This is a genomic window from Bradyrhizobium sp. MOS001 (assembly GCF_004634465.1).
In the GTDB taxonomy this organism is placed as follows: domain Bacteria; phylum Pseudomonadota; class Alphaproteobacteria; order Rhizobiales; family Xanthobacteraceae; genus Bradyrhizobium; species Bradyrhizobium barranii.
Map to the genome: position 1 here is coordinate 1 of NZ_SPVJ01000064.1, position 26,215 is coordinate 26,215.

General features: G+C 65.9%; 26 protein-coding genes. 13 read left to right on the plus strand and 13 right to left on the minus strand.

The window, feature by feature from the left end; all coding sequences use genetic code 11:
- Positions 1–237: 237 nt before the first annotated feature.
- Both CT676_RS39485 and CT676_RS39490 read right to left on the minus strand, forming a co-directional pair.
- Positions 238–591: a hypothetical protein gene (locus CT676_RS39485; RefSeq protein ID WP_135216905.1), complete on the minus strand. Its 354-nt coding sequence runs from the start codon at positions 589–591 to the stop codon at positions 238–240.
- Between the two features lie 162 nt (positions 592–753).
- Entirely contained in the window at positions 754–1,560 is an 807-nt protein-coding gene (locus CT676_RS39490; protein ID WP_085402494.1) for a hypothetical protein, read from the minus strand.
- Between the two features lie 224 nt (positions 1,561–1,784).
- Here CT676_RS39490 and CT676_RS44555 point away from each other — a divergent pair, with 224 nt between their 5' ends.
- Complete coding sequence (locus CT676_RS44555; protein WP_166084869.1) at positions 1,785–2,078, plus strand: antibiotic biosynthesis monooxygenase; 294 nt, start codon at positions 1,785–1,787, stop codon at positions 2,076–2,078.
- 245 nt (positions 2,079–2,323) lie between these two features.
- On the opposite strand, the gene CT676_RS39500 is transcribed toward CT676_RS44555, so the two are convergent.
- Complete coding sequence (locus CT676_RS39500; protein WP_063985175.1) at positions 2,324–3,769, minus strand: XRE family transcriptional regulator; 1,446 nt, start codon at positions 3,767–3,769, stop codon at positions 2,324–2,326.
- A gap of 241 nt (positions 3,770–4,010) precedes the next feature.
- Here CT676_RS39500 and CT676_RS39505 point away from each other — a divergent pair, with 241 nt between their 5' ends.
- The 3 genes from CT676_RS39505 (at position 4,011) to CT676_RS39515 (ending at position 6,629) form a co-directional block, all read left to right on the plus strand.
- Complete coding sequence (locus CT676_RS39505) at positions 4,011–5,645, plus strand: isocitrate lyase (protein WP_085402495.1); 1,635 nt, start codon at positions 4,011–4,013, stop codon at positions 5,643–5,645.
- A gap of 30 nt (positions 5,646–5,675) precedes the next feature.
- Positions 5,676–5,885 carry a hypothetical protein gene (locus CT676_RS39510; RefSeq protein WP_008137787.1) on the plus strand — a complete coding sequence of 70 codons (210 nt, stop codon included), beginning with the start codon at positions 5,676–5,678 and terminating at the stop codon, positions 5,883–5,885.
- A 189-nt stretch (positions 5,886–6,074) separates the two neighbouring features.
- Entirely contained in the window at positions 6,075–6,629 is a 555-nt protein-coding gene (locus tag CT676_RS39515) for a hypothetical protein (protein WP_028148626.1), read from the plus strand.
- A gap of 134 nt (positions 6,630–6,763) precedes the next feature.
- On the opposite strand, the gene CT676_RS39520 is transcribed toward CT676_RS39515, so the two are convergent.
- Entirely contained in the window at positions 6,764–7,645 is an 882-nt protein-coding gene (locus CT676_RS39520; protein ID WP_135216906.1) for a metallophosphoesterase, read from the minus strand.
- A 116-nt stretch (positions 7,646–7,761) separates the two neighbouring features.
- Here CT676_RS39520 and CT676_RS39525 point away from each other — a divergent pair, with 116 nt between their 5' ends.
- Positions 7,762–8,253 (plus strand): NUDIX domain-containing protein, encoded by a 492-nt coding sequence (locus CT676_RS39525; RefSeq protein WP_135216907.1) that lies wholly within the window; start codon positions 7,762–7,764, stop codon positions 8,251–8,253.
- Between the two features lie 65 nt (positions 8,254–8,318).
- Here CT676_RS39525 and CT676_RS39530 read toward each other — a convergent pair whose 3' ends face one another.
- The 3 genes from CT676_RS39530 to CT676_RS39540 all read right to left on the minus strand — a co-directional run bounded on the left by CT676_RS39530 (position 8,319) and on the right by CT676_RS39540 (position 9,973).
- Positions 8,319–8,723 carry a VOC family protein gene (locus CT676_RS39530; RefSeq protein WP_135216908.1) on the minus strand — a complete coding sequence of 135 codons (405 nt, stop codon included), beginning with the start codon at positions 8,721–8,723 and terminating at the stop codon, positions 8,319–8,321.
- Between the two features lie 55 nt (positions 8,724–8,778).
- Positions 8,779–9,159, minus strand: a complete 381-nt coding sequence (locus CT676_RS39535; RefSeq protein WP_135216909.1) for a DUF2304 domain-containing protein — start codon at positions 9,157–9,159, stop codon at positions 8,779–8,781.
- A 64-nt stretch (positions 9,160–9,223) separates the two neighbouring features.
- A complete protein-coding gene (locus CT676_RS39540) occupies positions 9,224–9,973 on the minus strand; it encodes a glycosyltransferase family 2 protein (RefSeq protein WP_224580649.1) in 750 nt (249 codons plus the stop codon).
- A gap of 125 nt (positions 9,974–10,098) precedes the next feature.
- Between CT676_RS39540 and CT676_RS39545 the strand changes: the two genes are divergently transcribed.
- Genes CT676_RS39545 through CT676_RS39555 form a run of 3 tightly spaced genes read left to right on the plus strand, consistent with a single transcriptional unit; the run spans position 10,099 to position 12,370 of the window.
- Entirely contained in the window at positions 10,099–11,271 is a 1,173-nt protein-coding gene (locus CT676_RS39545; RefSeq protein WP_244623451.1) for a hypothetical protein, read from the plus strand.
- A 53-nt stretch (positions 11,272–11,324) separates the two neighbouring features.
- Positions 11,325–11,843: an N-acetyltransferase gene (locus CT676_RS39550; RefSeq protein WP_135216911.1), complete on the plus strand. Its 519-nt coding sequence runs from the start codon at positions 11,325–11,327 to the stop codon at positions 11,841–11,843.
- Between the two features lie 44 nt (positions 11,844–11,887).
- Positions 11,888–12,370 carry a GNAT family N-acetyltransferase gene (locus CT676_RS39555; protein ID WP_135216925.1) on the plus strand — a complete coding sequence of 161 codons (483 nt, stop codon included), beginning with the start codon at positions 11,888–11,890 and terminating at the stop codon, positions 12,368–12,370.
- An 83-nt stretch (positions 12,371–12,453) separates the two neighbouring features.
- On the opposite strand, the gene CT676_RS39560 is transcribed toward CT676_RS39555, so the two are convergent.
- From CT676_RS39560 to CT676_RS39585, 6 genes are all read right to left on the minus strand, one after another.
- Entirely contained in the window at positions 12,454–14,841 is a 2,388-nt protein-coding gene (locus CT676_RS39560; RefSeq protein WP_135216912.1) for a TonB-dependent receptor, read from the minus strand.
- Between the two features lie 147 nt (positions 14,842–14,988).
- A complete protein-coding gene (locus tag CT676_RS39565) occupies positions 14,989–15,393 on the minus strand; it encodes a DUF2946 domain-containing protein (RefSeq protein WP_135216913.1) in 405 nt (134 codons plus the stop codon).
- A 145-nt stretch (positions 15,394–15,538) separates the two neighbouring features.
- On the minus strand, positions 15,539–17,602 hold the full coding sequence (locus CT676_RS39570; protein WP_135216914.1) for a hypothetical protein: 2,064 nt from the start codon (positions 17,600–17,602) through the stop codon (positions 15,539–15,541).
- A 7-nt stretch (positions 17,603–17,609) separates the two neighbouring features.
- On the minus strand, positions 17,610–20,423 hold the full coding sequence (locus CT676_RS39575; protein WP_135216915.1) for a DUF4159 domain-containing protein: 2,814 nt from the start codon (positions 20,421–20,423) through the stop codon (positions 17,610–17,612).
- Positions 20,420–21,364: a DUF58 domain-containing protein gene (locus CT676_RS39580; protein ID WP_028148638.1), complete on the minus strand. Its 945-nt coding sequence runs from the start codon at positions 21,362–21,364 to the stop codon at positions 20,420–20,422. Before CT676_RS39580 ends, CT676_RS39575 begins: the two co-directional genes overlap by 4 nt.
- On the minus strand, positions 21,364–22,362 hold the full coding sequence (locus CT676_RS39585) for a MoxR family ATPase (RefSeq protein ID WP_071916189.1): 999 nt from the start codon (positions 22,360–22,362) through the stop codon (positions 21,364–21,366). The genes CT676_RS39580 and CT676_RS39585 overlap by 1 nt, the downstream gene beginning before the upstream one ends.
- 257 nt (positions 22,363–22,619) lie before the next feature.
- On the opposite strand from CT676_RS39585, the gene CT676_RS39590 reads away from it, so the two are divergent.
- From CT676_RS39590 to CT676_RS39610, 5 genes are read left to right on the plus strand one after another with little or no spacing between them, the layout of a single operon-like run.
- Positions 22,620–23,231 carry a DUF1285 domain-containing protein gene (locus CT676_RS39590; RefSeq protein ID WP_135216916.1) on the plus strand — a complete coding sequence of 204 codons (612 nt, stop codon included), beginning with the start codon at positions 22,620–22,622 and terminating at the stop codon, positions 23,229–23,231.
- On the plus strand, positions 23,228–23,899 hold the full coding sequence (locus CT676_RS39595) for a CoA pyrophosphatase (protein WP_135216917.1): 672 nt from the start codon (positions 23,228–23,230) through the stop codon (positions 23,897–23,899). The genes CT676_RS39590 and CT676_RS39595 overlap by 4 nt, the downstream gene beginning before the upstream one ends.
- Positions 23,896–24,159, plus strand: a complete 264-nt coding sequence (locus CT676_RS39600) for a DUF6111 family protein (protein WP_014497409.1) — start codon at positions 23,896–23,898, stop codon at positions 24,157–24,159. The genes CT676_RS39595 and CT676_RS39600 overlap by 4 nt, the downstream gene beginning before the upstream one ends.
- Positions 24,160–24,169: 10 nt before the next feature.
- A complete protein-coding gene (locus CT676_RS39605) occupies positions 24,170–25,426 on the plus strand; it encodes a CCA tRNA nucleotidyltransferase (RefSeq protein ID WP_135216918.1) in 1,257 nt (418 codons plus the stop codon).
- Positions 25,423–26,193, plus strand: coding sequence for a sulfite exporter TauE/SafE family protein (locus CT676_RS39610; protein WP_135216919.1), 771 nt, complete (start codon positions 25,423–25,425; stop codon positions 26,191–26,193). The genes CT676_RS39605 and CT676_RS39610 overlap by 4 nt, the downstream gene beginning before the upstream one ends.
- Positions 26,194–26,215 lie beyond the last annotated feature (22 nt).

Genomic DNA, 26,215 nt, shown 5'->3' on the forward strand with positions numbered 1-26,215 from the left:
GACTGTTCGGGTTCAATGGACTAACGGACGGGGCACCTCTCTCACCCACGGCCTGCAACGACCTGGGGGTTTGCGGGCTCCCGTCCGTCACCGCAACGTCTACAATAGCAGACCTGCGGCGCTTCGACTTACAAGCGGTATCTATCCTCACGAACAGTGTTGCGCGCGGAAACAACCCCTCATCCGGCGCTTCGCGCCACCTTCTCCCGCAAGGGGAGAAGGAAGAAAGCAGGGCGACTACTTCGCCTTCTTGGCTTTGGCCTTCTTGGCCTTCGCGGCCTTCTTCACCGGCTTCTCCTTCGCATTCTTCTCCACCTTCGCCGGGATCGGCGTGCTGGCGACGAGGCGCATCGAGCGGGCGTAGCTGTCGGCGACGTTGTCGGCGGACATCTGGAGGCGCTTGGCGGCGGCGGTGGCCTGCTCCATCGTGGCCTTGGCCATCATCTTGAAGCGGTCGCCGGTCTCCTTGCCCTTGGCCTTGGCCGCAAGGCCGTTGAAGCGATCCCGGCGCTCCTTGGCGCGGGTCAAAAGGCCCGTATGCAGCTGTCTGGCCAGTTGCCGGATCACGACATCCAGGTCGGCGTCCGCCATGTTGTTCTATCCTCTTAAAACGGTATCGATGCGGGCGGGACTATGCAGATCGGGCCCCGCCTTGGCAATTCCCGGCGGTGCGTCATCCGCAGCTTCCGGTTACCAAACCAAAAAAGCCGCGCATTTTTGCGCGGCTTTCTGGGGTGGCTTGGCGCAGACGCCTTATTTCAGCGAGGCAACCGGTCCGCTCGCCGGTGCCGGATCGGGGTCGAAGCCGAACACGCCGACCAGATATTTGTAATAGTCCGGCATCTTCTCCTTGAGCGCCTCGCGCGACTTCGGGTCGTGGAATTCGCTCTTGCCGGCCAGGAAGATGCTGGCGGTCACGGCAAAGAATTCCATGGGATTCTTCATCGCATAGGATTCCTTGGGTAACATATCCTTGGACTTGGCAAGGGCGTAATAGCCGATCACGCCCTTGTTCGCGTAGCCGTCCGGCAACAGCCGCGCGTGATAGGCGTGCAGCAACTCGTGCAGCAGCACGGCTTCCTTCTCGTAGCGCATCATGTCCGGCCGCAGCATGATCACGCCGAGGCCCGAATCGACCGCGAGGTCGACGGCGTTCGGATTGGTCCAGCGCTGCTTGTCGGGGTCCCAGACCGTCAGCGTCCGGGGTGCGGTGCGCTGGATGTCCGGGGTGACCCGGCCGTAGCATGCGGTCGCGGCGCCTTCGTCGAGGCAGGCGAGCTCGCTCGCGACGATCGGAACGGTGTGGAAGAAGCGCAGCACGCGCGGCGACAGGCCGGAAGCTTCGACGACGTCGATCTGCTGCTTCAGATTGTCGGTGAGCTTGTCGACGTCCTTGCGCTCGGAATTCTCCGTCAGGTCGAACATGTAGCCGCGGTAGCTCTGGAAGCCCGGCGGCAGCGCCTGCGCTGCCCCGGCCGACGCGTCGAGCGATCCGGCATGGGATGGATTGGCGAAGAGCGCGCCCACAACGGTCGCGGTCAGCAGCAGCGCAACGCGCATGATGAACCCCCTGATGTCACTTCACCCGGCAGAATAGGCCGTCGCCGTTTGCGAAAAGTGAGTGGGGCGAGACTAAGGCACCGATGTTGAGGCGTGCTTAACCGTTGGTTGCAGATCGCGGGAATGGATTAGTGCCGGGTTAACCAAGCGTGGATTGGTCGCGCGCTTCGGCGTAGGATCGAAGCCGGGCACATGCCCGACAGCAATAGCCGGAGGAGGATGCCATGTATGCCGCCATCCGTCAGGCCAAGGCGAAAAGCGGGAGCGCCGAAGAGCTGGCGCGCCGCATCAAGGACGGCGCCGTTCCGATCATCAGCGACGTCGAGGGTTTCCGTGCCTACTACGTCGTCTATGCCGGCGACGACACGGTCACCGCGATCTCCATCTTCGACAAGTTCGAGCAGGCGGAGGAGGCGAACCGGCGCGCGATCGCCTGGATCGAGAAGGATCTGGGGCCGCTGCTTGCAGGGCATGCGAGCGCCGCAGCCGGGCCGGTGATTGTGCATACGCTGGCGTAGTTGGACGGATCGCTCTCGCCTCACACTCAACTGTCATCGCCCGGCTTGACCGGGCGATCCAGTACCCCGAGACGGCTGTGATCGAACCGATAAGCCGCGGCGTACTGGATGCCCCGCCTGCCGCCTACGCTAAAGCTTCGGCGCCCCTGGACCGCAGCCGCGGCGAAGCCTTGGCGTAGCCGGGTCGCGGGCATGACAGCGGTGGGTGTGGCTTGCGCCTTCCGCCAAAGGCGTAGCCGTGCCCCTCACAACTCCCGTGCATTCGAGAACGCGAAACTCGACACCCGTCTTGTCGTTTCGTCCAAAATCAGCGTGCGCGTGATCGGCGGCTCGGCGCGCTGGGCGCAGTTTTCGCGTTCGCAGAGGCGACAGTTGACGCCGATCGGCGTGCCCTCCGTTTTCTCCAAATCCAGGCCGGAGGCGTAGACGAGGCGGGCGGCGTGACGGATCTCGCAGCCGAGGCCGATGGCGAAGCGCGGCTGCGGCAGCGGATGCGGCGCAACGGGGCGGCGCACCATCTGCGCGATCGAGAAATAGCGCGTGCCGTCGGACAGCTCGATCACCTGCTTCAACAGGCGATCCGGCGTGTCGAAGGTCGAGTGCACGTTCCACAACGGACAGGTGCCGCCGAATTTCGAGAACGGGAACGTGCCGGAGGAGAAGCGTTTCGACACGTTGCCGGCATTGTCGACGCGCAGCAGGAAGAACGGAATGCCGCGCGCGTTCGGCCGTTGCAGCGTGGTGAGGCGATGGCAGACCTGCTCGAAGCCGGAATTGAAGCGCTGCGCCAGCACGTGGATGTCGTAGTTCAAGGCCTCCGCCGCGGCGAGGAAGGCCGGGTATGGCATCATCACGGCCGCCGCAAAATAGTTGGCGAGCGTGATGCGGAACAGGCGGCGCGGCGCGTCGTCGAGCGGGCCGGCGCGACCGATGATGGTCTCCAGGGCTTGCGCGCATTCGCCCAGGCCGAGCTGGAAGGCGAGCTGGAACGCGCGGCCGGGCGGATCCACCAGCTCGGAGATCAAGAGCTGGCGGCGATGGCGGTCGAAACGCCTGAGCGTCTCGCGCATCACGTCGACCGGCATGATGCGGGTCTGGATCGAATGCTTTTCGCGCAGGCGTGCGGATAGCGCGGCATAGAGTCCTTCGGCCGGCACGTTCAGTTCGTCGCGAAGCGTCTCCGCGGCCTGCTCCAGCTCCGGAAAATAATTGCGGTTGGCCTCGATCAGCTCGCGCACGCGCTCGACGGGATTGGCCTCATAGCGCGTGCCGACGTCGCGGTCGGCCATGTGCGCCGCGGCCAAGGTCTCGCCCTGGCGGGCCTCGGCATAGGCGGCATAGAGCCGTTGCAGCGCATGGGTGACGCCGGGACAGAGCTCGGCAAGGTCGCGCAGTTCCTGCTTGGGAACGTCGATCTGGCGGAACAGCGGATCGGAGAAGATCTCGTTCAGCTCGGCGAAGAAGCGGTCCTCGTCGGCGGTCGCGAGGTCGCGCAGGTCGAGATCATAGGTCTCGGCCAGCCGCAGCAGGATCTGCGCCGTCACCGGGCGCTGGTTGCGCTCGATCAGGTTGACATAGCTCGGCGAGATCCCGAGCCCCTCGGCGATCTGGGTCTGCGACAGCCCCAATTGCTGCCGGATCCGCCGGAAGCGTGGGCCGACGAACAGTTTTTTCCCTGATACGGCGGGCATTTTCAGATCTCCCAACGGAATAACAGGCACATCAAGGACAGTCTTACTGACCCATATTCTTTACAAGATTTACAAAATAACATCTATTACATGTTATGATATTACATGACATCACCATTCGAATACAAGGCCTCTGTACGAACTTCGCTTTCTGGCGTTTAGCTCATGACACGCATTTCGCAATGCACTGTCAAAAATGTCGATGACAAGTTGAGTTGTCATCAGCGAAAGGATCGAGCAGATGAATTACCAGCCCCGTGGCATCAACGCCCTGCAGAGCCCGGCCTCGTATCAGAGCGAGATCGAGGCAGCCCAGGCGCTCCTCAAGACCCAGCCGACCTGGAACGGGGTGTCCGCCGAGGCCGTCGCGCGCATGCGCCTGCAGAACCGCTTCAAGACCGGTCTGGACATCGCTCGCTACACCGCGGCGCTGATGCGGACCGACATGGCGGCCTATGACAACGATCCGACCAAGTACACGCAGTCACTGGGCTGCTGGCACGGTTTCATCGCCCAGCAGAAGCTGATCTCGGTCAAGAAGCACTTCGGCGGCAAGACCGATCGCACCTATCTGTACCTGTCCGGCTGGATGATCGCGGCGCTGCGCTCCGAATTCGGCCCGCTGCCCGACCAGTCGATGCACGAGAAGACCTCGGTGCCCGCGTTGATCGAAGAGCTCTACACCTTCCTGCGCCAGGCCGACTCGCGTGAGCTGAACGACATCTTCCGCAGCCTCGATAAGGCGCGCAAGGAAGGCGACAAGACCAGGGAGAAGGAGCTGATCGAGAAGATCGACAACTTCCAGACCCATGTCGTGCCCGTCATCGCCGACATCGACGCGGGCTTCGGCAACGCGGAGGCGACCTATCTGCTCGCCAAGAAGATGATCGAAGCGGGCGCCTGCGCGCTCCAGATCGAGAACCAGGTCTCGGACGAAAAGCAGTGCGGTCACCAGGACGGCAAGGTCACCGTGCCGCACGAGGTGTTCCTGGCGAAGATCCGCGCCTGCCGCCATGCTTTCCTCGAGCTCGGCATCGAAGACGGTGTCGTCGTGACCCGTACCGACTCGCTCGGCGCCGGCCTGACGCAGCAGATCGCCGTCAGCCACAAGCCTGGCGACCTCGGCGATCAGTACAACAGCTTCCTCGATTGCGAGGAGATCACGCCGGAGAACGCCCGCAACGGCGATGTCATCATCAACCGTAACGGCAAGATGATGCGTCCGAAGCGCTTGCCCAGCAACCTCTACCAGTTCCGTCCCGGCACTGGCGAAGACCGCTGCGTGCTCGACAGCATCACCTCGCTGCAGAACGGCGCCGACCTGCTCTGGATCGAGACCGAGAAGCCGCATATCGAGCAGATCGCCAAGATGGTCGACCGGATCCGCAAGGTGGTTCCGAACGCGAAGCTGGCCTACAACAACTCGCCGTCGTTCAACTGGACCCTCAACTTCCGTTGGCAGGTCTACGACGCAATGAAGGAAGCCGGCCAGGACGTCAGCAAGTACAACCGTGCTGAGCTGATGAAGCCGGAATACGACGACACGCCGCTGGCGAAGGAAGCCGACGAGCGGATCCGCACCTTCCAGGCCGACTCAGCCAAGCGTGCCGGCATCTTCCATCACCTGATCACGTTGCCGACCTACCACACGGCAGCGCTCTCGACCGACAATCTGGCCAAGGAATATTTCGGCGACCAGGGCATGCTCGGCTACGTGAAGAACGTGCAGCGCGCCGAAATCCGCCAGGGCATCGCCTGCGCCAAGCATCAGAACATGGCCGGCTCCGACATCGGCGACGACCACAAGGAATACTTCGCCGGCGAGGCTGCCCTGAAGGCGGGCGGCGCCCACAATACGATGAACCAGTTCGGCTAACGTACCACGCTATTCGACAGGAGACTGACAATGACCAAAGGCAGCAATTTCTGGGTGATCGGCGGCGAGTTCGGTTCGATGAACTTCCACAAGCTCGTGGAAGGCTCGGCCCAGGTGCAGGGTCCGTTCAAGACCCGCAAGGAAGCCGAGGATGCCTGGCGCTCGGTCTCGGAAGAGAACCGCCACAAGGCCGGCGTCCGCTTCTCGATCGTGGAAGAGCCGTCGCGGGTCTCGGCCTGACGGCTGCCTGACTAATTAAGAAGACGTCCAAGGACGGAGGGTCCCATCCGGCGCAAGCCGGGTGGGATCGTCTGTTTTTGGTACAGGTCAATCGGCTGTGGGCGCCGTAAGTCTCTGGAATTGTGGGCCCTTTGCGGACCGTTTGGTTGCTGATAGGTTAATGGCGTAAAGTCGAGCACGAGGCCGACAATGTCAGAGCCTGAGACCAGCGGGACCCATCCCAGCCAGCCGCGCCCGGTGCGGCTGCGCGACGCGCTGCTGCGCGCACGGATCGAGGCCGCCGACCGGACCGGTGTGGTCGTCGATTTGCGCGATGCCGAGGTGGCGCGGCTGGAGATCCTCAACGATGCGCTCGATCCCCTGTTCGCGCAGGTGCCCGACCAGATCGACCTGTTCGATCGCGGCATCAGCCAGGGCGATACGCCCAGACTCTGGATCGATGTCGTCGCACACATCATGATGGGGCGCGACAAGCGGATGTACCGCTTTGTCCAGGACACCCGCTTCGGCCGCATCGTGCTCGCCGAATCGCACGACACCGCAATGATCGTCGAAGCCGTGACCGACTACGTCGCCCGCCGCATGATCGAGCGCGAGCACGCCATGGTGGTGCCATCAGAGCCGAAGCCCGCGGCCGCCGAGCCGCCGCGCCGCTCGCGCCTCTGGCCGTTCGTGTTCGGATTCATTTTCGGCGCGGCGGCCTTGTTCGGCCTCGCCGTGCTGGCGGCCCTGCGGAGCTGGTGAGACGCCCTCCGCCGTCATTGCGAGCGCAACGAAGCAATCCAGGAATCTTTCCGCGGAGAGACTCTGGATTGCTTCGCGGAGCCTGTCATCGGGCCGCGCTTCGCGCGGACCCGTTGGCTCGCAATGACGGCGAACTAGATCAGCCTTGCCTGCTTGATCTGCCGGATCTGAAATCCGGATCCGAGGCCCCGCACGGTCTGCTCGCAGCGCCAGCCGGCATTGTCTTTCTCGATCGTGAACAGGTTATACGCTGCCGCCGGGTAGCGCCCGTGGGCGAGCGCGGAGGCCGACGGCACGCCGACCGCGGGGATCTTGCCGTTGGGGCCCTCGAACCACATCGTCGAATGAATGTGGTCGTGCCCGTGCAGGATCAACTCGACGCCGTGACGCTTGATCAGTGCCAGCAGCGCACCCGCATCGGTCATCCGTTTCTGGCGCGCGCCGGACTTCAGGGGATGATGTACCAGCAGCACGCGGAAAGCGTCCTCGGCGGCGAGGCGGTCGAGGACCGCTTCGAGGGACGCGAGCTGATCGCGGCCGAGCGTGCCCGTCGCCATCAGCGGCAGGGTCGGCACGGCCGTGGACAGGCTGATCAGCGCGAGCGGCCCGCGCCGGCGTACGCCCGGAAAGCCGACGCTGCCGTCATCGCCAGTGAGATAAGGCGCAAACGTCTCGCCGAAGCGGTGAGAGGTGGCGCGGACATAGGCATCGTGATTGCCGGGAATGGTGGTGACGCGGTCGGGCGGACCGACGCCGTCGAGCCAGGCGCGCGCCGGCGCGAACTCCGCCTCCAGTGCCAGATTGACGAGATCGCCTGTGACCGCGATGTGGTCGGGCGTCTGCGCCTGGACGTCGGCGACGAGCGCGTCGAGCACCTCGCGGCGCTGGTACTTGTGCCGGTTGCGCGTCCAGTTGACGTAGCCGAGCGCGCGCTTGCCCGCGAGCTCGATCAGCCGCGGCTTCGGCAACGGCGGCAGATGCGGGTCGGACAGATGGGCGAGCGTGAAGGGGGCCATGGCGCGCGATTGCCTCGCTATTCGTCCGCTGTAATGGCAAGGTCGCGAGGACTGTGCAAGCGGGGCCCGGACCGGGGCCTCATGGCAGTTTTCTTGGGAGTTTCTTTGGGAGCCTGATGGGGGATCGTCTGAACAGCGTCCGACGGACATTCGAACCGCTGCTGCGGCGAATCTTCCACGCCTATTTCCTGCTTGTCCGCGGCATGACGCTCGGCGTCCGCGCCGTGGTCCTGGATTCCGAGAACCGGGTGTTCCTGGTCAGGCACAGCTACATCACCGGCTGGTATCTGCCCGGCGGCGGCGTCGATCTCGGCGAGACCATGGAGCAGGCGATGCGGCGCGAGCTCAAGGAGGAGGGGGACATCGATCTCACCGGTGACGCGGTGCTGCACGGCATCTTCCTCAACAGCCATGTCTCCCGCCGCGACCACGTCGCGGTCTATGTGGTCAGGCAGTTCAAGCAGGATCGCGTCCCTGAGCCCAACCACGAGATCATCGAATGCGGATTCTTCGCGATCAATGCGCTGCCCGAGGGCACCACACACGGCACGCGGCAAAGGCTCGCGGAAGTGCTGGATGGCAAGACGCCGACCGCGACGTGGCGTTAAAGGAATTTGCCACTTTAGCGATGTGACGTTGAAACGATGTGACGTCGAAGCGGCCTGGCGAATCCTCAAGCCCGAACCGGCTGCCCGATCCCCAGCAAGTTACCTTCGCTGTCGCGGAACCAGGCGCCCCGCTCGCCAGTACCCTTGCTCGGATAGTTTCCCGCGATCTCCGCAATTCCATCGACGGTCTTCAAGCCGGGCAAATCATAGTCCTCGAACGCGACGCCGCGTGTGCGAAGTTCGCGAACGGTTGCCTCGATATCCTCGACTTCCCACCCCATCTGCGTGTGCGTGCCGGATTGCGTGCCGGCCGAGACGAATATCGCAAACTCGCCGGCCGCACAGACGTAACGGAGCCCACCCTCGCGCTGTTCGACCGGCTCGAGCCCGAGCTTTTCCGAATAGAACGCCCGCGCGCGGTCGAGGTCTTTGGCTGGAAGCCGGGTTGCCACTTTCGCGTTCTTCAGCATGCCCGCTCTCCCTGTCTTTGCCTCGCGACGACGCTGGATTTCTTCGGCTACGCGGTCATGACTCGACGCCCTGACGGCCCTGCTTCGCGTGCAGCTCCAGCACCAGCAGGCTCTGTTCTTGGATCAGCGCGCAGTTCTGCCGCTCCAGCCTGTGCAGTCGCGCGGTCATGTTGTGCATGAACGCGAACACCACCAGGAACAGGGCGCCGAACATCACGACGAACGGAAACACGACGCCGGTCAGATGGCTGACGAGATAAGCCAGTGTTGGAAACAGCGTGAAGCCCGCGGGGATGATCGCCACCATGGACAGCATCAGGAAGTCATAGAGATCGAACTTGCCCTGCATCGTCTTGCGCAGCAGCACCAGCATGTAGATCAGCGCAAAGGCGGAGACGACGACGACCGTCTCCGGACTTGGAAGGGCATCTGTCACGGCTGCCTCCTCAGAATGTTCGACGAGATGATGAGACCACGAATCGGAACGGGGACGCTCGGCGTCATGACGCCCTCACGAGGCGCGCGAGCAGGATATAACCGAGCACGCGGATCATGTAACTCGCCGACTTCAATCCGTCGATCGAGCTGACGCCGGTCTCGCGCGCCCGCATCTCGACCGGAACTTCGCTGACCGTGAGGCCTGCGCGCATGGCCCAGGCCAGCGAGATCGGCTCCGGAAAATCCGTCGGATAGGCTTTTGCGAAGAAGGCGATGGCGGAACGGTCGAGCAAACGCATGCCGCTGGTCGGATCGGTGATGCGGCCGCCGCTGAACAGGCCGTTGAGCGCGAGCACGATCAGCCTGATGCCGGCGCGCCGCATGCGCGTGGAGCAGAAACCGGCATGGTCGATGAAGCGGCTTCCGATGGTGATGTTGGTCGGGTCGTTGCGATAGGCCTCCAGAAGCGTCTCGATGGCGCGCGGATCATGCTGCCCGTCGCCGTCGATCTGGATGCAGAAATCAAAATCCTGACGCGCCGCGTATTTGATGCCGGTCTGCACGGCGCCGCCGATGCCGAGATTCTGCGCGAGGCGGGCGACCGGCGAGCGGCAGCTTGCCACCGCGGACGTCGCGTCCGACGAGCCGTCGTCGACGACCAGGGTGTGGTAGCCGCGGCCGGTCGCCGCGATCTCGCTCAGCAGGCCGCCGACCGAGGCCTCCTCGTTGAAGCAGGGAATGATGATGAGGACTCGCGACGTGCCCTGCTGCGGTGCGGCAGCACCGTTGTGGCACGTGTCAGTTGAACCCAAGCCCAGTCCCATATCGGCCACGTCTGCCTCACCTCCAGAATCCCCACTTTGCTATACTTGCCGGTGCTTTTCATGTACAGGCGGCGGGCCATTTCAAGCTGTGTGGGGCCGCCCGGCGAATGCCGATGAGAGCTGTTAAAGTATTTTTTTCAATTGTGTTTCTGGCAATTCTGGCCAGCAACATCAGGCTGATCTCGCATTGGAGCGAGAGCCGCGGCGTCTATGACGACATCTGCTATCTCAGGCAGGCGCACCTGTTCCAGCGCTTCGGCTGGCAAGGGCTCGACACCAGTCTCGCCCGTGAAACCGACGGCTATCTCGCGGCCAAGTTGCGCAGTATCGATTTTCCGAACTGGAACGAACCGACGCGGGCACCCTGCCACACCCAGACTGCCGACGGCAGCAAATGGGTGATGACGCCGCCGCCGGGCACGGGCTTCGTGCTGGCGCTGTTCCCGGAGGGGGTCCAGGTCGTTGCGCTCTATATGCTGGCCAACGCGATCGTCGCCGGCCTTGCGCTGTTCGGGTTGTGGCGGGCGCAGGAGAAGGTCGGCTTGACGCTCGCCGCATTGCTCGGCGCGCTCTCGATCTACTTCATGATCAATCCGACCAAGGCGAGCTATTCGATGGCGCCGACCATGGTCGTCTGCGCGCTGGCGGGTCTGTTCACCGCAAGACTGTTCGTCGATGAAGGCCGGCGCCGCCTGCTGATGGTCGCTGCCGTCGGCGTGCTGCTCGGCCTGTCCGCGAGCTTTCGGATCGCGAACGTGGTTCTGTCGGCCGGCTATTTCCTGTTCTTCGGATTGTCGTTCCTGATCTGGCGTACCCGCGAGACGTTCGTTTCAGGACTCGCGCTCGGCCTTTCGTTCCTCGTCGGGCTGTTGCCGGTGTTCGCGGCGAACCTGGTCAACTCAGGCAATCCGCTGGTCTCGGCCTATGGCGGCCAGGATACGGCCCCGCGGAGCCTCGACCCGGCCGTGCTGTTGGCCTATCTCCGCGACACGCAGTTCCCGTTGATCGTGATCGCCTGCGTCGGGACCGCGCTGTTGTGGCGCTTCGCCGGCCCTGGCGGCGTCAGAAAACTCGCGTTGCTGGTGGCGGGCAATCTCGCGCTGAATCTGGCGTTCTTTGCCACGCATCCGGTCTTCACGCAGTACTACGTCATCCCGATCCTGATGCTGTCGCTCTGGACGCTGCTGTTCGCGGCCGTCCTCAGCCGCGGCCCGGCACAGGGTTTTATCGCCCACGAGGCCGATGGACCGCGGCCGTCTGAGATGTTATCCCGCATCTCGCATTGACGCGTTTTCCTGACGCGAACCTGAAACCACTTCGCTCGAAGACGCATGCCGACATGACCGATCTCTCGCTCACCATCCTTCCGGAAGCCGCCGGCGACGCTCAGGCGATCGAACGGCTGCACGAGCGCACCTTCGGCCCCGGCCGTTTCGTGCTCAGCGCTTACCGCATTCGCGAGCACGTCGACCATCTGCTCGACCTTTCCTTCACGGCCCGCATCGGTACGCTGCTGGTCGGCTCGGTCAGGCAATTGCCGGTGCTGGTCGGCGAGACGCAGGCCCTGCTGCTCGGGCCGCTCACCGTCGAGCCGCCGTTCCGCGACCGCGGCATCGGCCGTCTTCTGATGGAGCGCGCGCTGAAGGACGCCAAGGAGAAGGGGCACCGTCTGGTGCTGCTGGTCGGCGACGAGCCCTATTACAGCCGCGTCGGCTTCAAGCCGGTGCCGAAGGGCCGCGTCACCATGCCGGGCCCGGTCGACGCCGCGCGCGTGCTGGTGTTCGAGCTCGTCGACGGCGCTTTCGAGGGCGTGTCGGGGCAGGTAACGCCCGACTGGAGCAAGGCGCGAGCGGGGTAGGGGAGTTCCATCCGGGCTACGATACCTCTTGCGGAGTATCCATGATGCAGGTGCGGCCCGTTGATGCCGGTGAAGTCGATCATCTCGCTCAGCTATGGCACGATGCCTGGCATGGGTCGCATGCCTCGCTTGCGCCGCCAGAACTGGTCCGCCTCCGCACGCTCCCGAATTTTCGCGATCGGCTGGCGGTCATGCTTCCCGACATCCGCGTCGTCGGCCCGGCCGGCGCGCCGCTCGGCTTCTGCGCCGTCAGGGCTGACGAATTGTATCAGCTCTTCGTATCGCCGAAGGCGCACGGCGCGGGCGTGGCCGCGGCGCTGATCTCCGACGCAGAGGCCCGCCTTGCCGCGCGCGGCGTGGAGCTGGCGTGGCTCGCCCGCGCCGTCGGCAACGCGCGCGCTGCGCGGTTCTACGAGAAGAGCGGTTGGCGCAACGCCGGCACCTTCGTGATGATGACGGACACCTCGAACGGGCCGTTCCCCGTCGATCAATGGCGCTTCGAGAAGCGGCTGACGCGCAGCCGGTAGCCCGGATTTCGCTCCGCTCCATCCGGGCTACGGCTCACTCAACGCGCGTGTGCCGGGGCCCGCAGGCCCCGACTGAATCGCGGCTAGAACTTGAAGTTGGCGAACGCCCGCACGCCGATGCCGGGCATCAGAACCTCGTCCTTGGTGTAGGACACCGAGTTGCGGATGTTTTCGTTGAGGAGATTGTTGCCGACGATGCCGGCCGTCATCTCGCGCGCGCCGAACAGACGCGGATCGAGCTTGGTCTTGTAGCTGACCTCGGCCTTCAGCAGATTGTAGCCCGGCGTCGGCGTCTCCGCGATCACGGCGACGTTGTTCTGCGCGAAAGCGTGCAACAGGTTGACGCGCATCAGCCAGTTGTCGTCGCGCCAGAACACGCCGCCGCCTATCCGCAGCGGCGGAATGCGCGGCACGTTGGTGCCGTCGGTGAAGGTGGCGCGCACCACGTCGAACTGGTTCTCGATGCCCCAGATGCCGCCCAGGAATGCGCCGACGTCGAGCTGCGACTGGAATTCGCCGCCGCGGAAATTGGCATTGCGTTGCGAATAGACGGCCTGGTTCAACTCGGCGCCCGGCGTGCCGCAGGACGCAAAACTGTCGTCGCACATCACGCCGGTGAGGCGGCGAAAGATGAAATTGTCGAAATGCGTGTAGTAGACGGTCGCCTCGAACCGGAACGGCCCCGTCGCCTTGCGCAGTCCAACCTCGACCGACTCAGCGGTCTCGATCGTGAGGTTCGGATTGCCGATGTCGAACGTCGCGGTCGCATCATGCGCACCGCGCGAGAACAGTTCGGCCGGCTTCGGCGCGCGCTCGACATATTGTGCGGTGATGCTGCCGACCATGCCGCCCGGCAGGTCCTGCAACAGGCCGATGCTGCCGCTCTTCGGCGTGAAGGACGGATTGCGTGCGATGCCCACCTGCGGCGTGCCGTCGGGTAGATAATCCGGCGGGAAGTTCGGCGTCGTGCCGTGCAGCTCGACATGCTCGATGCGGCCGGCGATCTGGGCCCGCGTCGCGTCCGTGAACTTGAACTCGTTGAAGGCGTAAGCGGCAACGCGGGTGTTGTTGTTGGGGTCCCACAGGCCGTTGAACAGCGTACCGGGATTGTCAGGGCTCGGCGCGGTCAATTCCTGATGGCCGACCTGAAAGCCCAGCGCCGTCGTCACCTCGGCGAAGCGCGCGTTGAACGGCATCAACTGCACCTCGGTGCGGATCTCCTGCTCCTTGTTGGTGAAGGTCTGCCGCACACCGTCGGTGTTGGGATCGGCGGGATCGGCAAGGCCGATCTCGTTGTGTCGATAATCCGTGGCGCCAGCCCAGAAGCGGATGGTGTCGATCGCGGCGGCATCGGGCCGGTACTCGCCCTTGACGTTGATCTTGGTCTGGTGACCGTCGATCCGCGTGTTGTGGTCGGCGCCGTCGATGCCGGGGATATGGTAGAGCGAGTCGTTCTGCGTGATCGACGCGCCGATATAGCCGCCCTGGAAGAAGTAGGAGCCGCCGATCGAGGCGCCGTCCGTGCGCGACGCCGAATTGGGCTGGCGCCCGTTTGTGATGGTCCGGGTCTGGTCGGTCAAATAGGGGTAGCTCGGGATGCCGTAATCCGTCGTGTTGCGGCCGTAGACGTCGGCATGGAACGCGAAATTGCCGGCGCCGGTATCGAGCAGCACGCCGCTCTCGACACCGCGATCGACCGAGCTGAACGCGGAACGTGTCTCGGCCGTGACGCAGGGCGATGTCCCGGCGGTTGCGAGTGGCGCCTTCACCGGCATGCCATAACTCTGGAACGGCTGGGCACCGCAGGTTGGCAGCGCGTCCGGAATCCGGTTGTTGGTCGCGCTGACGACGCCGCCGATCGAGGTCGAGCCGTAGCGCAAGGCGGCCGGCCCGCGCACCACCTCGACCTGGTTGGTCGCGAGCGTATCGATCGGGACGAAGTGATCCTCGCCGAGATCGGATGCGCCGTTCGCATTGGTGCCGTTCTCGACGATGCCGACGCGGTTGACGTCGAGACCCCGGATGATCGGCCGGCTGGAGGCGCCGGGTGCGAAGCTCGAGCCGGTGATGCCGGGCTTGGAGAACAGGAGATCGCCGAGCTGGCCGCCGCCCTCGCGGCGGATCTCCTCGTTCGGCACCACGGTGACGGTGGCGAACTGGTTGGTGACGATCGGCAGCACGCCCTGCTGGGGCGTGGCGCCCGTCGCTGGCGCCGCCGGCGCAGCCTCCGCCGTGCGTTGCTGGCCGCGCGACCGTCCGGTGCGCGCGACATGGACCGGGCTGCGGGTCGGCACCACCCTGCGCACGATCGGGCTCGGCGCCGTCACGGTGACGGCGGGGATCTCGGTCGATGATTTATCTTGCGCAGGCTGTTGTACCGGCTCTTGGGCGAGCGCCGATGTGGCGGCGGCGCCGAGCAGGAGCAGGCTTGCTCCACCCAGACGCTGCGCGCGTCGCAATTCAAATGACATAGTCCTGATTCCAGTCAGGCGCCGTCCGCAAGATTTGGTGCTGATCGGAGGCGGCCTGCCGTCGCAGCGCGACGGAATTCGACTTCAACTTCTCCCGTGCGTTCGCCTGAAAGCGGCGAGCCGGGCGTGATCAAGTGATGTCTGGAGTCAGGACGCGGGAGGGGCGCGGGGCTGGAACGCCGTGCCGGCCGATTTCAGATGGACGAATTCGGCATCGGTGGTGAGCTGAAGCAGCTCGATCGCCTGCGGCAGCAGGAGCACAGGCGGCGTCGCGGATACGACGGTACCCGCCATCGCGACCACGGCGCAGATCGCGCAATTGTCCTCGCCCGGCTGCTCCCGGTCGGGGCCGGCGGGCGATTGCTTCTGGACCGCGGCGCGGTCATTCGAAGCGATGCTCTTGCCGCTGTCGGTCTGCTGGAGCGAGGACTGTGCGAGGGGAGCGGCCTGGGCGAACCAATGGCTGTGGCCGAACGTCAACGCGAACTGCACCAGCATCGCGAACAACGCGAGCCGAGCGCCGTGCCTGATATTCGACCGGAACCACTTCATCTGGAAAAGCCACCCCACATCGCGAGGCGCCGATCCCCTCGGCTTCCTGCGATGTTATAATGTAACATCGCAGGAACGGTCAGCTTATGTCAACGGAAGTCAGACGATCTCGCGCGGGTGGCCGCGCGATGTGTCGTTCAGGCAACTAGCGCCCTTCGCGGACCCAGGTCGCGGCAAACGCGCCGAGCAGCAGCAGCAGGCCGATCAGGCCGGCGAAGATCGGCAGCACGCCGACGCCCTTCACGACGCTGGCGTCGCGCATCCGCACGCCCATCCAGCCATCTCCGGCGAAGACGCTCGCCGAACGCACCGGCACGATGCGCGGCAGCTCGACGCTGGTGCCGTCGACCACGCGCACGGCATTGCCGCCGGTCGCCTGCGTCAGCGGCTTCAGGGTTTCGGTCGTCGAGGTGACTTCCGAAAACTCCTTCGGATTGGTCGGACCGACATTGATCAGCGCCTTCAGCGTGCCGTCGGTCGCCTGCCACAGGCCGAGCTCGCTGGCCGGCAGGCTGGCGCGCCACTCGCCGGGATCGGCAGGCGCGAGCGTCAGGTCCTGCGATACGCCGGACGGCGAGGTCACGCTGACCGGCTGGACGCTGTCCGACATGGTCTGGCGCACCACGACGAGGTCCTTGCCCTGCACCTGGAGGCGCAGCGCCTCTTCATCGAGGTCCGGCTGCTTCATCAGCCAGTGCGACATCCGCCGCAGCAGGTCGAGATGCGGGCCGCCGCCTTCATAGCCGCGCGCCCACAGCCAGATATGGTCGGAGAGCAAGAGCGCGACGCGGCCCTCGCCGAAGCGCGAGAGGAACAGGAGCGGCTTGCCGTCGACGCCCGTCATCACCGGCGGGTTGACCGCATTGCGGGTGTCGACGGTGCGGAAGAAGCGGCTCCAGCGCGGCGGTTCGCTCGCGGAGCCTTCGAGGCCGCGCGTGACCGGATGGCGTTTTCCGATCTCCGACAGATGCGCATAGAACGGCTTTTCCGTCACGCCGACCGGTTCTGCCGGCAGCACCGAATCCAGCGGCGTGCGCCAGATGCTGGTGTTGGAGGCATAGTCGGGGCCGGCCGAGACCAGCACCGCGCCGCCCGCGCGGACATAGCGCGCGATGTTGTCGAAATAGGCGATCGGCAGCACGCCCTGGCGGGCATAGCGGTCGAAGATGATCAGCTGGAATTCGTTGATCTTCTGCTGGAACAGCTCGCGGGTCGGAAACGCGATCAGCGACAGCTCGTTGATCGGCGTGCCGTCCTGCTTCTCCGGCGGACGCAGAATGGTGAAGTGCACGAGGTCGACGCTGGCGTCGGACTTCAGCAGGTTGCGCCAGGTGCGCTCGCCGGAATGCGGCTCGCCCGAGACCAGCAGCACGCGCAGCTTGTCGCGCACGCCGTCGATGGCGACGACGGCGCGGTTGTTCACCGGCGTCAGCTCTTTCTCGAGCGGCGAGGCCTCGATCTCGACGATGTTGGGGCCGGCATGCTTGATGTCGACGTCGACACTCGCGCTCTGGCCGCTTCCCAGCGTGCGCTCGCCCAGGACCTCGCCGTCCCTGCGGATCGTGACCTTGGCGCGCTCGCCGGTGACGCCCTGGTCGTCGAGGCGGTAGGTAATGGTCTGGGTCTGTCCGACGATGCCGAAGCGCGGCGCGGCCGTGATCGCAATGCGGCGGTCGCGCTCGTCCTTCTGCCCGGTGATCAGCGCGTGCACCGGCGCCTGGAAGCCGAGCCCGGCGGTATTGGCCGGGATGTCGTGGACCCGGCCGTCGGTGATCAGGAACGCGCCGGCGACGCGGTCGACCGGCACGTCCGACAGCGCGGTGGCCAGCGCCCCGAACAGTTTTGTGCCGTCGGTCTCGCCATCGGCCTGTCCGGCGTCGACGACGCGGACCTCGAGGCCCTTGATCTTCTTCAGGCTGTCGACCAGCGCTTCCTGAGCTTGCGCGGCCTCGCGATTGCGGTTGCCGAAATTCTGGCTCGGGCTCTTGTCGACGACGACGGCGGCGACCGAGGTGAGGGGATCGCGGTCCTCGCGGGTGAAGGAGGGATTGGCGAGCGCCAGCAGGAACAGCGCCAGCGCGGCCACGCGCACGGCTGCACCGCGCGCACGCGCCACCAGCAGCACGAGCGCAACGACGACGATCGCGGCGAGCGCGAGCCACAGGACGATCGTGGGAACAAGCGGCGTGAACGCAATGCCGTAATTCATGTCGATCCTATTGCCCCAGCCGTTCGATCAGGGCCGGTGCGTGCACCTGGTCGGCCTTGTAGTTGCCGGTCAGGGTGTACATCACGATGTTGGCGCCGGCGCGGTAGGCGAATTCGCGCTGGCGGGCGTCGCCGCCGGACATCGGCAGCATGAACTGACCGTCGAGCCGCTGCGCCCAGGCGCCGGCCAGATCGTTCGAGGTGATGATGATGGGCGAGACGCCGTCGCCGCCGCGGGCCGGCCGCTGCGCGCTGTCGTCGTCCTCATCGCGCGGCAAGGCCTCGACCCAGGTCTGGCCGGTGCTGAAACGGCCCGGGAAGTCGCGCAGCAGATAAAAAGTCTTGGTCAGAACGTGCTCGCGCGGCACCGGTTCGAGCTCGGGCACGTCGAGCGACGACAGGATCTCGCGCAGCGTCTGCATGCCCGGGGTCTGTGCGGCGCCGTTCTCGCCGGGCGGCGCCTCGATCGCGTCGCGGGTGTCGAACAGCACGGTGCCACCCTGCTTCATGTAGGCGTCGATCTTGTTGATGGCATCCTGCGGCGGCTTGGGCGCGCCCGGCACGATCGGCCAATAGATCAGCGGGAAGAAGGCGAGCTCGTCGCGTCCGGGATCGATGCCGACGGGATCGCCGGCCTCCAGCGCGGTGCGCTGCGCCAGGAATTGCGTCAGACCGGACATGCCGGCCTTGACGATGGAATCGACGTCGGCATTGCCGGTGACGACATAGGCGAGGCGGGTTTGCGACACTGCCTTCATGGCGAACTCGTCGGAGGCGCCATCGGCGCGCGACGGCGCGGGCGCAAGCGACATGAGGCCTGCAAGCGCCAGCCCGACGACGATCATGGCTGTCGCGGCGCGCCGGCGCAGCAGCGCGGCGATCCCGCCGCCGAGCACCGCGACGATGATGGCGTCGATCAGGAACAGCGCGAGCGCCGTCGACAGCAGCCAGCCGCGCAGGTCGCGCGGCTCGGCATTGGTGTAGGTCGCGTGCCGGGCGCGCAGGCCCGCGGTGTTCAGCGCTGCGATGCGGTCGGAAGCTGCGAGCGTGTTCACGGCGAGCGGTCCTTCTGCCGGACCATAGAAGCCGGGCGGATGATCAGGCGTAGCGCGGTCGCGATAATCCGCGGGCAGCGGCTTTGCGGTGGCCGGCGGCGGACCGAACGCGCCGAAGCCGTCGAGGATGTGCAGCGGCGCCACCGTCTCGGTGCTCGCCTCGGCCGCGACTCCGGGCCCGGGCTTGGCGGTGTAGCCGGACATGTCGACGACCCGGCGCAGCATTTCGACGAAGGTGCCCGACATCGGCAGGTCAGACCAGCGCATGTCGGCGCTGACGTGGAACAGGCTGACCAGGCCCTTGCCGCGATGCTCGCCGGTGACGAGCGGCGTGCCGTCCTCCAGCGAGGCCCAGCTCTTGGTGGCGAGCACCGCGTCGGGCTCGGCCAGGACCTGGCGGTTCACGGTGACGTCCTTGGGGACTGCGACGCCGGCAAACGGGCCATTCGCCGCGAAGGCGGCGAGATGCTGCGGCTTCTCCCAGGTCAGGCTGCCGCCGAGCGTGCGGCCGCCCTTGCGCAGCTTGACCGGCACGAGATCGTCCTCGGCCTGCGCGAGCCTTGGACCGGCGAAGCGCACCAGCACGCCGCCCTGGTCGATCCAGGCGTTGAGGCGCTCGCGGATTTCAGGAGCGACGGTGCCGACATCGGCGAGGATGATCATCGGCAGCTTCTGGTCGAGGAATTGGGTGATGCCCTGCTGCGGCGAGCCCCGGTCAGCGAGCCGTACGTCGGCGAACGGCGCCAGCGCACGGGTCAGGTAGAAGGTCGGCGCCAGCAGCGGCTGCGCGGTCTCGCTGGTCGTGCCGGTGACGATGCCGATGGCGCGGCGGCGCCACCGCTTGTCGAGCAGTTGCACCGCGCCGGCCGAACGCTCGCCCGATATCTCGAGCCGCGTGATGTCGTTGCGCAGCTCGACCGGCAGGTCGAACGAGGCTTCGGTCTCCTTGTCCTGCAGGGCGAACGAATAACGTGCTTCCCCGATCGGCGAGGACTTCTGGTCCAGCGCGCGCACGGTGCCGACGGCGATGCCGCTGTCGGTGCGCAGCACCTTCACCGTCATCTTGGCGGCGGCGTTCTCGGCGGCGACGAGCGCCAGCGGGGAGGACGTGCCGCCTTCGAACACTGTCAGGCTGCGATCTCCGATGGTCTTGCCAAGGCCCTGCACGAAATCCTCGCCACGGCCGGTATCGACGCCATCCGAGAGCCAGGCGATCTCGCAGTCGCCGGTGGCCTTCAGGAAGCGGTCGATGGCGGTCAGGGTTTCAACGCGATCGATCGAGTAGGGCTTTGGCGCGAGCTGGCGCAATGCGACCCGCGCCGCACCCGCCGGCATCAGGGTGATGTCGCGGTTCGGCTCGGACAGCGGCACCAGCGCGATGGCGCGGCGGTCGTTGTCGGCATTGGCGATCAGCTCGTCGGCGGCCCTGACCCTGACATCCCAGTGCGATGCGGCGCTCCAGCCGTCGTCGAACATGATCATCAGCGGCGCCTTGCTGCCGGCGGCGCCGGTCTGCGGATTCCAGATCGGGCCGGCGGCGGCGAAAATGACGAGGGCCGCAGCCAGGAGCCGCAGCGCGGTCAGCCACCACGGCGTCCGTGAGGGCGTCTCTTCGCGAGGTGCGATGTCGAACAGCAGGCGCGTCGGCGGAAACTCGATGCGGCGCGGCCGCGGCGGCATCACGCGCAGCAGCCACCACAGCACCGGCAGGCTGACGAGGCCGATCAGGAGCAGCGGTTCGGTGAAGGCGAGCGGCAATCCCATCATGCGGCCGGCCCCACCTTGATCGTCGTGGTGCGGGTGCCCGATTTGCTCACCTGCATGCCGGCATGCAGGAACAGCAAGAGCTCGGCGGCGGAGCGGTCGGTCGCATGGGTCGTGAACAGCCAGTTGAGTCTGCTGGTCTCGGCGCGGATCTGGTCGCGGTGCAGCGCGAGCCGCGCGGTGTAGTCCTGTGCCCAGGTCTCGGCGCGGCCCGCCGTGATCACGCCGAAGCCCTCGGGCTCGACGAACTCGACGCGGCCGGAATAAGGGAATGACTCTTCGGCGGGATCGACCACCTGCACCATCGTGCCATGCGCGCCGGAGCCGGACAGGCCCGCGAGCGTGGATTTGATCTCCGCGATCGGCGACCAGAAATCCGACAGCACGATGATCTCGGCGAGCGCGGAAGGCACGAAGGACGGCGGCAGGCTCAGCCGGTCGGCATCGTCATGCAGCATCGCCTGCGCCATCTTGTCGATGACGCTGCGGCTCGCGGTCGGCGCCATCAGTCCAGGAATGCCGACGCGTTCGCCGCCCGAGACCAGCAGCTCGGCCAGCGCGAAGGCAACGATCAGCGTCCGCTCGAGCTTGGATTCGCGCGCGGTCTTGGAGGCGAACGCCATCGAGGGCGAGCGGTCGGGCCAGATCCACACCGTGTGCGAGGCTTCCCATTCAAGCTCGCGCACATACAGATGGTCGTCACGCGCCGAGCGGCGCCAGTCGACGTTCTGCGCCGGCTCGCCGGAGACGAAGCGGCGGTATTGCCAGAAATTTTCGCCGGAACCGGCGCGGCGCCTTCCGTGCAGGCCGTGGATGACGTTGGCGGCGATACGGCGGGCTTCGAGCACCAGGCGCGGCAGCGAAGCGGCGAGCGTACGGCTTTCGCCATCGGCACGTCGGATCGCGATGATCTCCTTCGCTGTGTGCCCGTTGTCTGCGGCCATCAACCGATCCGAGCCTTCAATTGTTTGATCACGTCCGGAATCGTGCGGCCTTCGGCGCGCGCCTGGAACGTCAGCGCCATGCGGTGCTTCAATATGGGCTCGGCGAGGTCGAGCACGTCGTCGATCGAGGGCGCCAGGCGTCCGTCGATCAGCGCGCGTGCGCGCACGGCGAGCATCAAGGATTGGCTGGCGCGCGGGCCGGGACCCCAGGCGATGAACTTGCCGGTCTCGCCGCTCTCCTCGCCCGGACGGGCCGAGCGGACCAGCGACAGGATCGCCTCCACCACGGAATCGCCGACCGGCAGACGGCGGATCAGCCGCTGCGCGGTGATCAGCGCATCTGCGTTCATCGATCCCTTCGCCAGCGTCTCCTCGGCACCCGTGGTCTCGAACAGGATGCGGCGCTCGGCGTCGCGATCGGGATAGTCGACGTCGATCTCCATCAGGAAGCGGTCGAGCTGGGCTTCCGGCAGCGGATAGGTGCCTTCCTGCTCCAGCGGGTTTTGCGTGGCCAGCACGTGGAACGGCTTCGGCAGGTCGTGACGCGCGCCGGCGACGGTGATGTGCTGCTCCTGCATCGCCTGGAGCAGCGCCGACTGCGTGCGCGGGCTGGCGCGGTTGATCTCGTCGGCCATCAGCAGCTGCGCGAACACGGGACCGGAGATGAAGCGGAAGGAGCGCTTGCCGGCGGTGCTCTCGTCGAGCACTTCGGCACCGAGAATATCCGACGGCATCAAATCGGGCGTGAACTGGATGCGCTTGGCGTCGAGACCCAGCGTGATGCCGAGCGTCTCGACCAGCTTGGTCTTGGCAAGGCCGGGCACGCCGATCAGCAACGCATGACCGCCGGAGAGGATGGTGACGAGCGTGTTCTCGATCACCCGATCCTGGCCGAAGATGACGGACGCGATTGCGTCTTTCGCCGCGCGAATCTGGCTCGACACCTGCTCGGCCGAACGGACGATTCCGTCTTCCAGTTTCTCGACACTTTCCGCCATCCGTCAGCTCCTTAAGTCCGCCACGCGGCCCGCTTGCGTCGTCAGATCATCACAAGTCGCACATGGGCCCTATGCTAGACTTGCAGGAAGGCCATGTATTCGTTGAATTAACCTATCCCCACCTTATCGGCTTAGGGATATGTAGGGCATCACGAAGTGGCGACCTCCACACCGGGTTAATCCGGTGTGGAACCGCGCACCCGGGTACAACGTAAAACCTGCACCAATCGTGCCAACAGACAAAGTCAGGGCAAACCATGGCGAACCAAGGGCAGAGCGCCGATCGAGGTCTTGAGGGGCTGACTGCCGCCGCCAAAAGTGCCGCCAATGCCGAAGGCGCCACGAAGGGCCTGCCGCCGGTGCATCTGTGGAATCCGCCGTTTTGCGGCGATCTCGACATCCGAATCGCGTCCGACGGTACTTGGTTCTACATGGGCACGCCGATCGGACGACATGCCCTGGTCCGCCTGTTCTCGACCGTCCTGAAGCGCGAGGGCGACAAGCATTTCCTCGTCACGCCCGTGGAGAAGGTCGGCATCCGCGTCGACGACGCGCCGTTCATGGCGGTCGAGATGCAGAAGGACGGCGAGGACAACCATCGCGTGCTCCGCTTCCGCACCAATGTCGACGACTGGGTCACCTGCGATGCCGCGCACCGGCTGCGCTTCGAGCAGGCCAGGGAGGGCGGGCTGACGCCATACCTGCATGTCCGCGCCGATCTCTGGGCCAAGGTCACCCGCGCGCTCTACTACGATCTGGTTGACATGGGTGAGGAGCGGATGGTCGATGGCCAGCCGATGTTCGGCGTCGAGTCGGCCGGCGAATTCTTCGCCATGGCCGACGCGGAGCAGGTGAGGGCCGCACTTTGAACAAGCCTATCCTGAAGAGCGGTCCGGTCGTGATCGGCGCGGCCGATTTCTTCGCCCGATCCAGGGCGAGGCTCGGCTTCGACGTGCCGCCCGGCCTCTACGATCCGAACGTCATCCCCGCCTCGGGCGATCCCGGCACCGACAAGATGCTCGAGATCGTCGCGCGCGAGCAGCCGGTGCGGCCGGCTGCGGTCCTGATCGCCGTGGTCGACCGTCCCGAGCCGACCATCCTGCTGACGCAGCGCTCGGCGCATCTCAACGACCACGCCGGCCAGATCGCCTTCCCCGGCGGCAAGATCGACGCGATCGACGCCTCGCCGCTCGATGCGGCTTTGCGCGAGGCCGAGGAGGAGGTCGGCCTGTCCAGAGACTTCGTCGAGCCGATCGGCTACCTCGATCTCTATGGCACCGCTTTCGGCTTCCGCATCCTGCCCACGGTCGCCAAGGTGCGGCCCGGCTTCGAGCTCGCCATCAACCATTCGGAGGTTGATGATGCCTTCGAGGTACCGCTATCCTTCCTGATGAACCCGGTGAACCACCAGGTGCACAGCAAGGAATTCCGCGGCATGGAGCGGTTCTACTACGCGATGCCGTTCGCGGAACGCTACATCTGGGGTGCGACGGCCGGAATGTTGCGTGTGCTGTATGAGCGGATCTACTCATCATGATCCGGCCGGTTCTGACCGAGATCGGAATCTTCCTCATCCCCTTTGCCGTCTATGCGCTGTTCCTGGCCGCCACCCGCTCCGGCCTGTTCGCGCGATCGTCCTGGCCGGTCACCGTCGTCGCGCGCCTGGTCCTGGCCGCGCTCGTGCTTGTCATCGCGGGGCTGATCGGCTTCGCGCATTTCTCCGGCGCCGCACCGGATTCGACCTACGTTCCCGCCCATATCGAGAACGGCAGGCTCGTGCCGGGCGTGGAAAAATAGGGGCTGGACCATGAGCGCAGAGCCGTTACTCGCCAATGCGCCCTGGCTGACCTCCGGCGGGACGGCGCGCGTCCTGACGCTGCTCAATGGCAACGGCGAGGAAGCGCGCGTGGTCGGCGGCGCCGTGCGCAATGCGTTGCTCGGTCTCGTGCCCGGCGACATCGACATCGCGACCACGGCGCGGCCCGACGAGGTGATGCGGCGCGCCAAGGCTGCCGGCATCAAGAGCGTGCCGACCGGCATCGACCACGGCACCATCACGCTGGTCATCGACGGCACGCCTTACGAAGTCACGACGCTGCGCGAGGACACCGAGACCTTCGGCCGCAAGGCCAAGGTCGCGTTCGGCCGCGACTGGGTGAAGGACGCCGAGCGCCGCGACTTCACCATGAATGGACTTTCGGCCGATGCGATGGGCGTCGTCTACGACTATGTCGGCGGGATCGCGGATGCGGCCGCGCGGCGCGTGCGCTTCATCGGCGATCCCGACCAGCGCATCGCCGAGGACTATCTACGCATCCTGCGCTTCTTCCGCATCCACGCCGCCTTCGGCGCCGGCGAGCCCGACCGCGACGGCTATCTCGCCTGCATCCGCGGCCGCGCGGGTCTTGCGAGCCTGTCGGCCGAGCGGGTGCGCATGGAGATGCTGAAGCTGCTGGTCGCTCACGGTGCCTCCGACGCCGCGGTCGCGATGGCGGATGGCGGGTTGCTGCAAGCGCTGAGCGGAGGCGTCGTCTATACCGGGCCGCTGTCGGCCATGATCGCGATCGAGGGCGAGCTTGGCTTGCCGGCAAGCAGCACGCGGCGGCTCGCCGCGCTGACGGTCGCCGTGACCGAAGATGCCAAGCGGGTCGCCACGCGCTTGCGGCTCTCCAATGTAGAAAGCAAGGCGCTGGATTCGATGGGGCACCGCTGGTGGCGCTTCGCCACCAAGGACGAAGCCAATGCGCGGCGGTTGCTCTACCGGCTCGGCGCGGAGCGCTATCACGATCGCGTGTTGCTTGGCTGGGCGCGGGCCGGCGGCGACGTCGGATCGTCGCGCTGGCGCGCGCTCGCCGAGCTGCCGCAGCGCTGGACTGCGCCGAAATTTCCGCTTCGCGCCGCCGACTTCATCGCCCGCGGCATGGCGGAAGGACCCGCGCTCGGGCATGTGCTGACGCTTGCCGAGGACGCTTGGCTTGCGGCGGATTTTCCCCTAGAGGAAGCCGCGCTCGCTTCCATCGCCGATCAAGCAGCGGCACGCGTCAGCCGCGATGAGAGAACGTGACCATCGTCTCAGGCTTCGCCGACATCTCGATCCTTCAGCTCCTGCTGGTCGCGTTGATGGCGTTGTTTGCTTCGATCATCGGTGGTCTCGCCGGCTACGGCACCGGCGCGCTGATGCCGCTCGTGCTGGTGCCGCTGGTCGGCGCCGAGCCCGTGGTGCCGATCATCGCGATCTCCGCGATCTTCACCAATTCGAGCCGTGCGCTCGCCTATCTGCGCTATGCCGACCGCCGCCGCGCGCTGATCGTGCTCGCCTGTGCGGCGCTGACGACCGCGCTCGGCGCCTACGGCTACACGCGGCTGACCAATGCGGGCGCCGCGCTCGTGATCGGCTCCATGCTGATCCTCAGCGTGCCGCTGCGCCGCGTGCTCCGCCGCCGCCAGGTCAGGATCGGCGACACCGGCCTTGCGGCCGGCTCGGTCGGCTATGGCGTGCTGGTCGGCGGCACCTCCGGCTCCGGCGTGATCCTGCTCTCGCTGCTGATGGCCGCAGGTCTCGAAGGCGCCGCCGTGATCGCGACCGACGCGATGATCTCGCTCGGCACCGGCCTCATCAAGATCTCGGTGTTCGGGCTGGCCGGCGCCGTCACCGCACAGGTGCTCGCCTTCGCGCTGCTGATCGGCGCGATTGCGATCCCCGGCGCGTTTCTGGCAAAGGCCTTCGTCGAGCGGATGCCGGTGCATATCCACACCGCAATCCTGGATGTGGCGGTGATCGCCGGCGGGCTGGTGATGATCTCGGCGGCGGCAAGGTCGCTGATCGCATAGATGACTCCGGTCCGATTGGCGT

What these genes read in the sequence shown, in the direction of transcription:
- CT676_RS39485 (WP_135216905.1), bottom strand. Translation starts at nt 591, where the DNA reads ATGGCGGACGCCGACCTGGATGTCGTGATCCGGCAACTGGCCAGACAG.
- CT676_RS39490 (WP_085402494.1), bottom strand. Translation starts at nt 1,560, where the DNA reads ATGCGCGTTGCGCTGCTGCTGACCGCGACCGTTGTGGGCGCGCTCTTC.
- CT676_RS44555 (WP_166084869.1), top strand. Translation starts at nt 1,785, where the DNA reads ATGTATGCCGCCATCCGTCAGGCCAAGGCGAAAAGCGGGAGCGCCGAA.
- CT676_RS39500 (WP_063985175.1), bottom strand. Translation starts at nt 3,769, where the DNA reads ATGCCCGCCGTATCAGGGAAAAAACTGTTCGTCGGCCCACGCTTCCGG.
- CT676_RS39505 (WP_085402495.1), top strand. Translation starts at nt 4,011, where the DNA reads ATGAATTACCAGCCCCGTGGCATCAACGCCCTGCAGAGCCCGGCCTCG.
- CT676_RS39510 (WP_008137787.1), top strand. Translation starts at nt 5,676, where the DNA reads ATGACCAAAGGCAGCAATTTCTGGGTGATCGGCGGCGAGTTCGGTTCG.
- CT676_RS39515 (WP_028148626.1), top strand. Translation starts at nt 6,075, where the DNA reads ATGTCAGAGCCTGAGACCAGCGGGACCCATCCCAGCCAGCCGCGCCCG.
- CT676_RS39520 (WP_135216906.1), bottom strand. Translation starts at nt 7,645, where the DNA reads ATGGCCCCCTTCACGCTCGCCCATCTGTCCGACCCGCATCTGCCGCCG.
- CT676_RS39525 (WP_135216907.1), top strand. Translation starts at nt 7,762, where the DNA reads ATGGGGGATCGTCTGAACAGCGTCCGACGGACATTCGAACCGCTGCTG.
- CT676_RS39530 (WP_135216908.1), bottom strand. Translation starts at nt 8,723, where the DNA reads ATGCTGAAGAACGCGAAAGTGGCAACCCGGCTTCCAGCCAAAGACCTC.
- CT676_RS39545 (WP_244623451.1), top strand. Translation starts at nt 10,099, where the DNA reads ATGAGAGCTGTTAAAGTATTTTTTTCAATTGTGTTTCTGGCAATTCTG.
- CT676_RS39550 (WP_135216911.1), top strand. Translation starts at nt 11,325, where the DNA reads ATGACCGATCTCTCGCTCACCATCCTTCCGGAAGCCGCCGGCGACGCT.
- CT676_RS39555 (WP_135216925.1), top strand. Translation starts at nt 11,888, where the DNA reads ATGCAGGTGCGGCCCGTTGATGCCGGTGAAGTCGATCATCTCGCTCAG.
- CT676_RS39560 (WP_135216912.1), bottom strand. Translation starts at nt 14,841, where the DNA reads ATGTCATTTGAATTGCGACGCGCGCAGCGTCTGGGTGGAGCAAGCCTG.
- CT676_RS39565 (WP_135216913.1), bottom strand. Translation starts at nt 15,393, where the DNA reads ATGAAGTGGTTCCGGTCGAATATCAGGCACGGCGCTCGGCTCGCGTTG.
- CT676_RS39570 (WP_135216914.1), bottom strand. Translation starts at nt 17,602, where the DNA reads ATGAATTACGGCATTGCGTTCACGCCGCTTGTTCCCACGATCGTCCTG.
- CT676_RS39575 (WP_135216915.1), bottom strand. Translation starts at nt 20,423, where the DNA reads ATGATGGGATTGCCGCTCGCCTTCACCGAACCGCTGCTCCTGATCGGC.
- CT676_RS39580 (WP_028148638.1), bottom strand. Translation starts at nt 21,364, where the DNA reads ATGGCCGCAGACAACGGGCACACAGCGAAGGAGATCATCGCGATCCGA.
- CT676_RS39585 (WP_071916189.1), bottom strand. Translation starts at nt 22,362, where the DNA reads ATGGCGGAAAGTGTCGAGAAACTGGAAGACGGAATCGTCCGTTCGGCC.
- CT676_RS39590 (WP_135216916.1), top strand. Translation starts at nt 22,620, where the DNA reads ATGGCGAACCAAGGGCAGAGCGCCGATCGAGGTCTTGAGGGGCTGACT.
- CT676_RS39600 (WP_014497409.1), top strand. Translation starts at nt 23,896, where the DNA reads ATGATCCGGCCGGTTCTGACCGAGATCGGAATCTTCCTCATCCCCTTT.
- CT676_RS39605 (WP_135216918.1), top strand. Translation starts at nt 24,170, where the DNA reads ATGAGCGCAGAGCCGTTACTCGCCAATGCGCCCTGGCTGACCTCCGGC.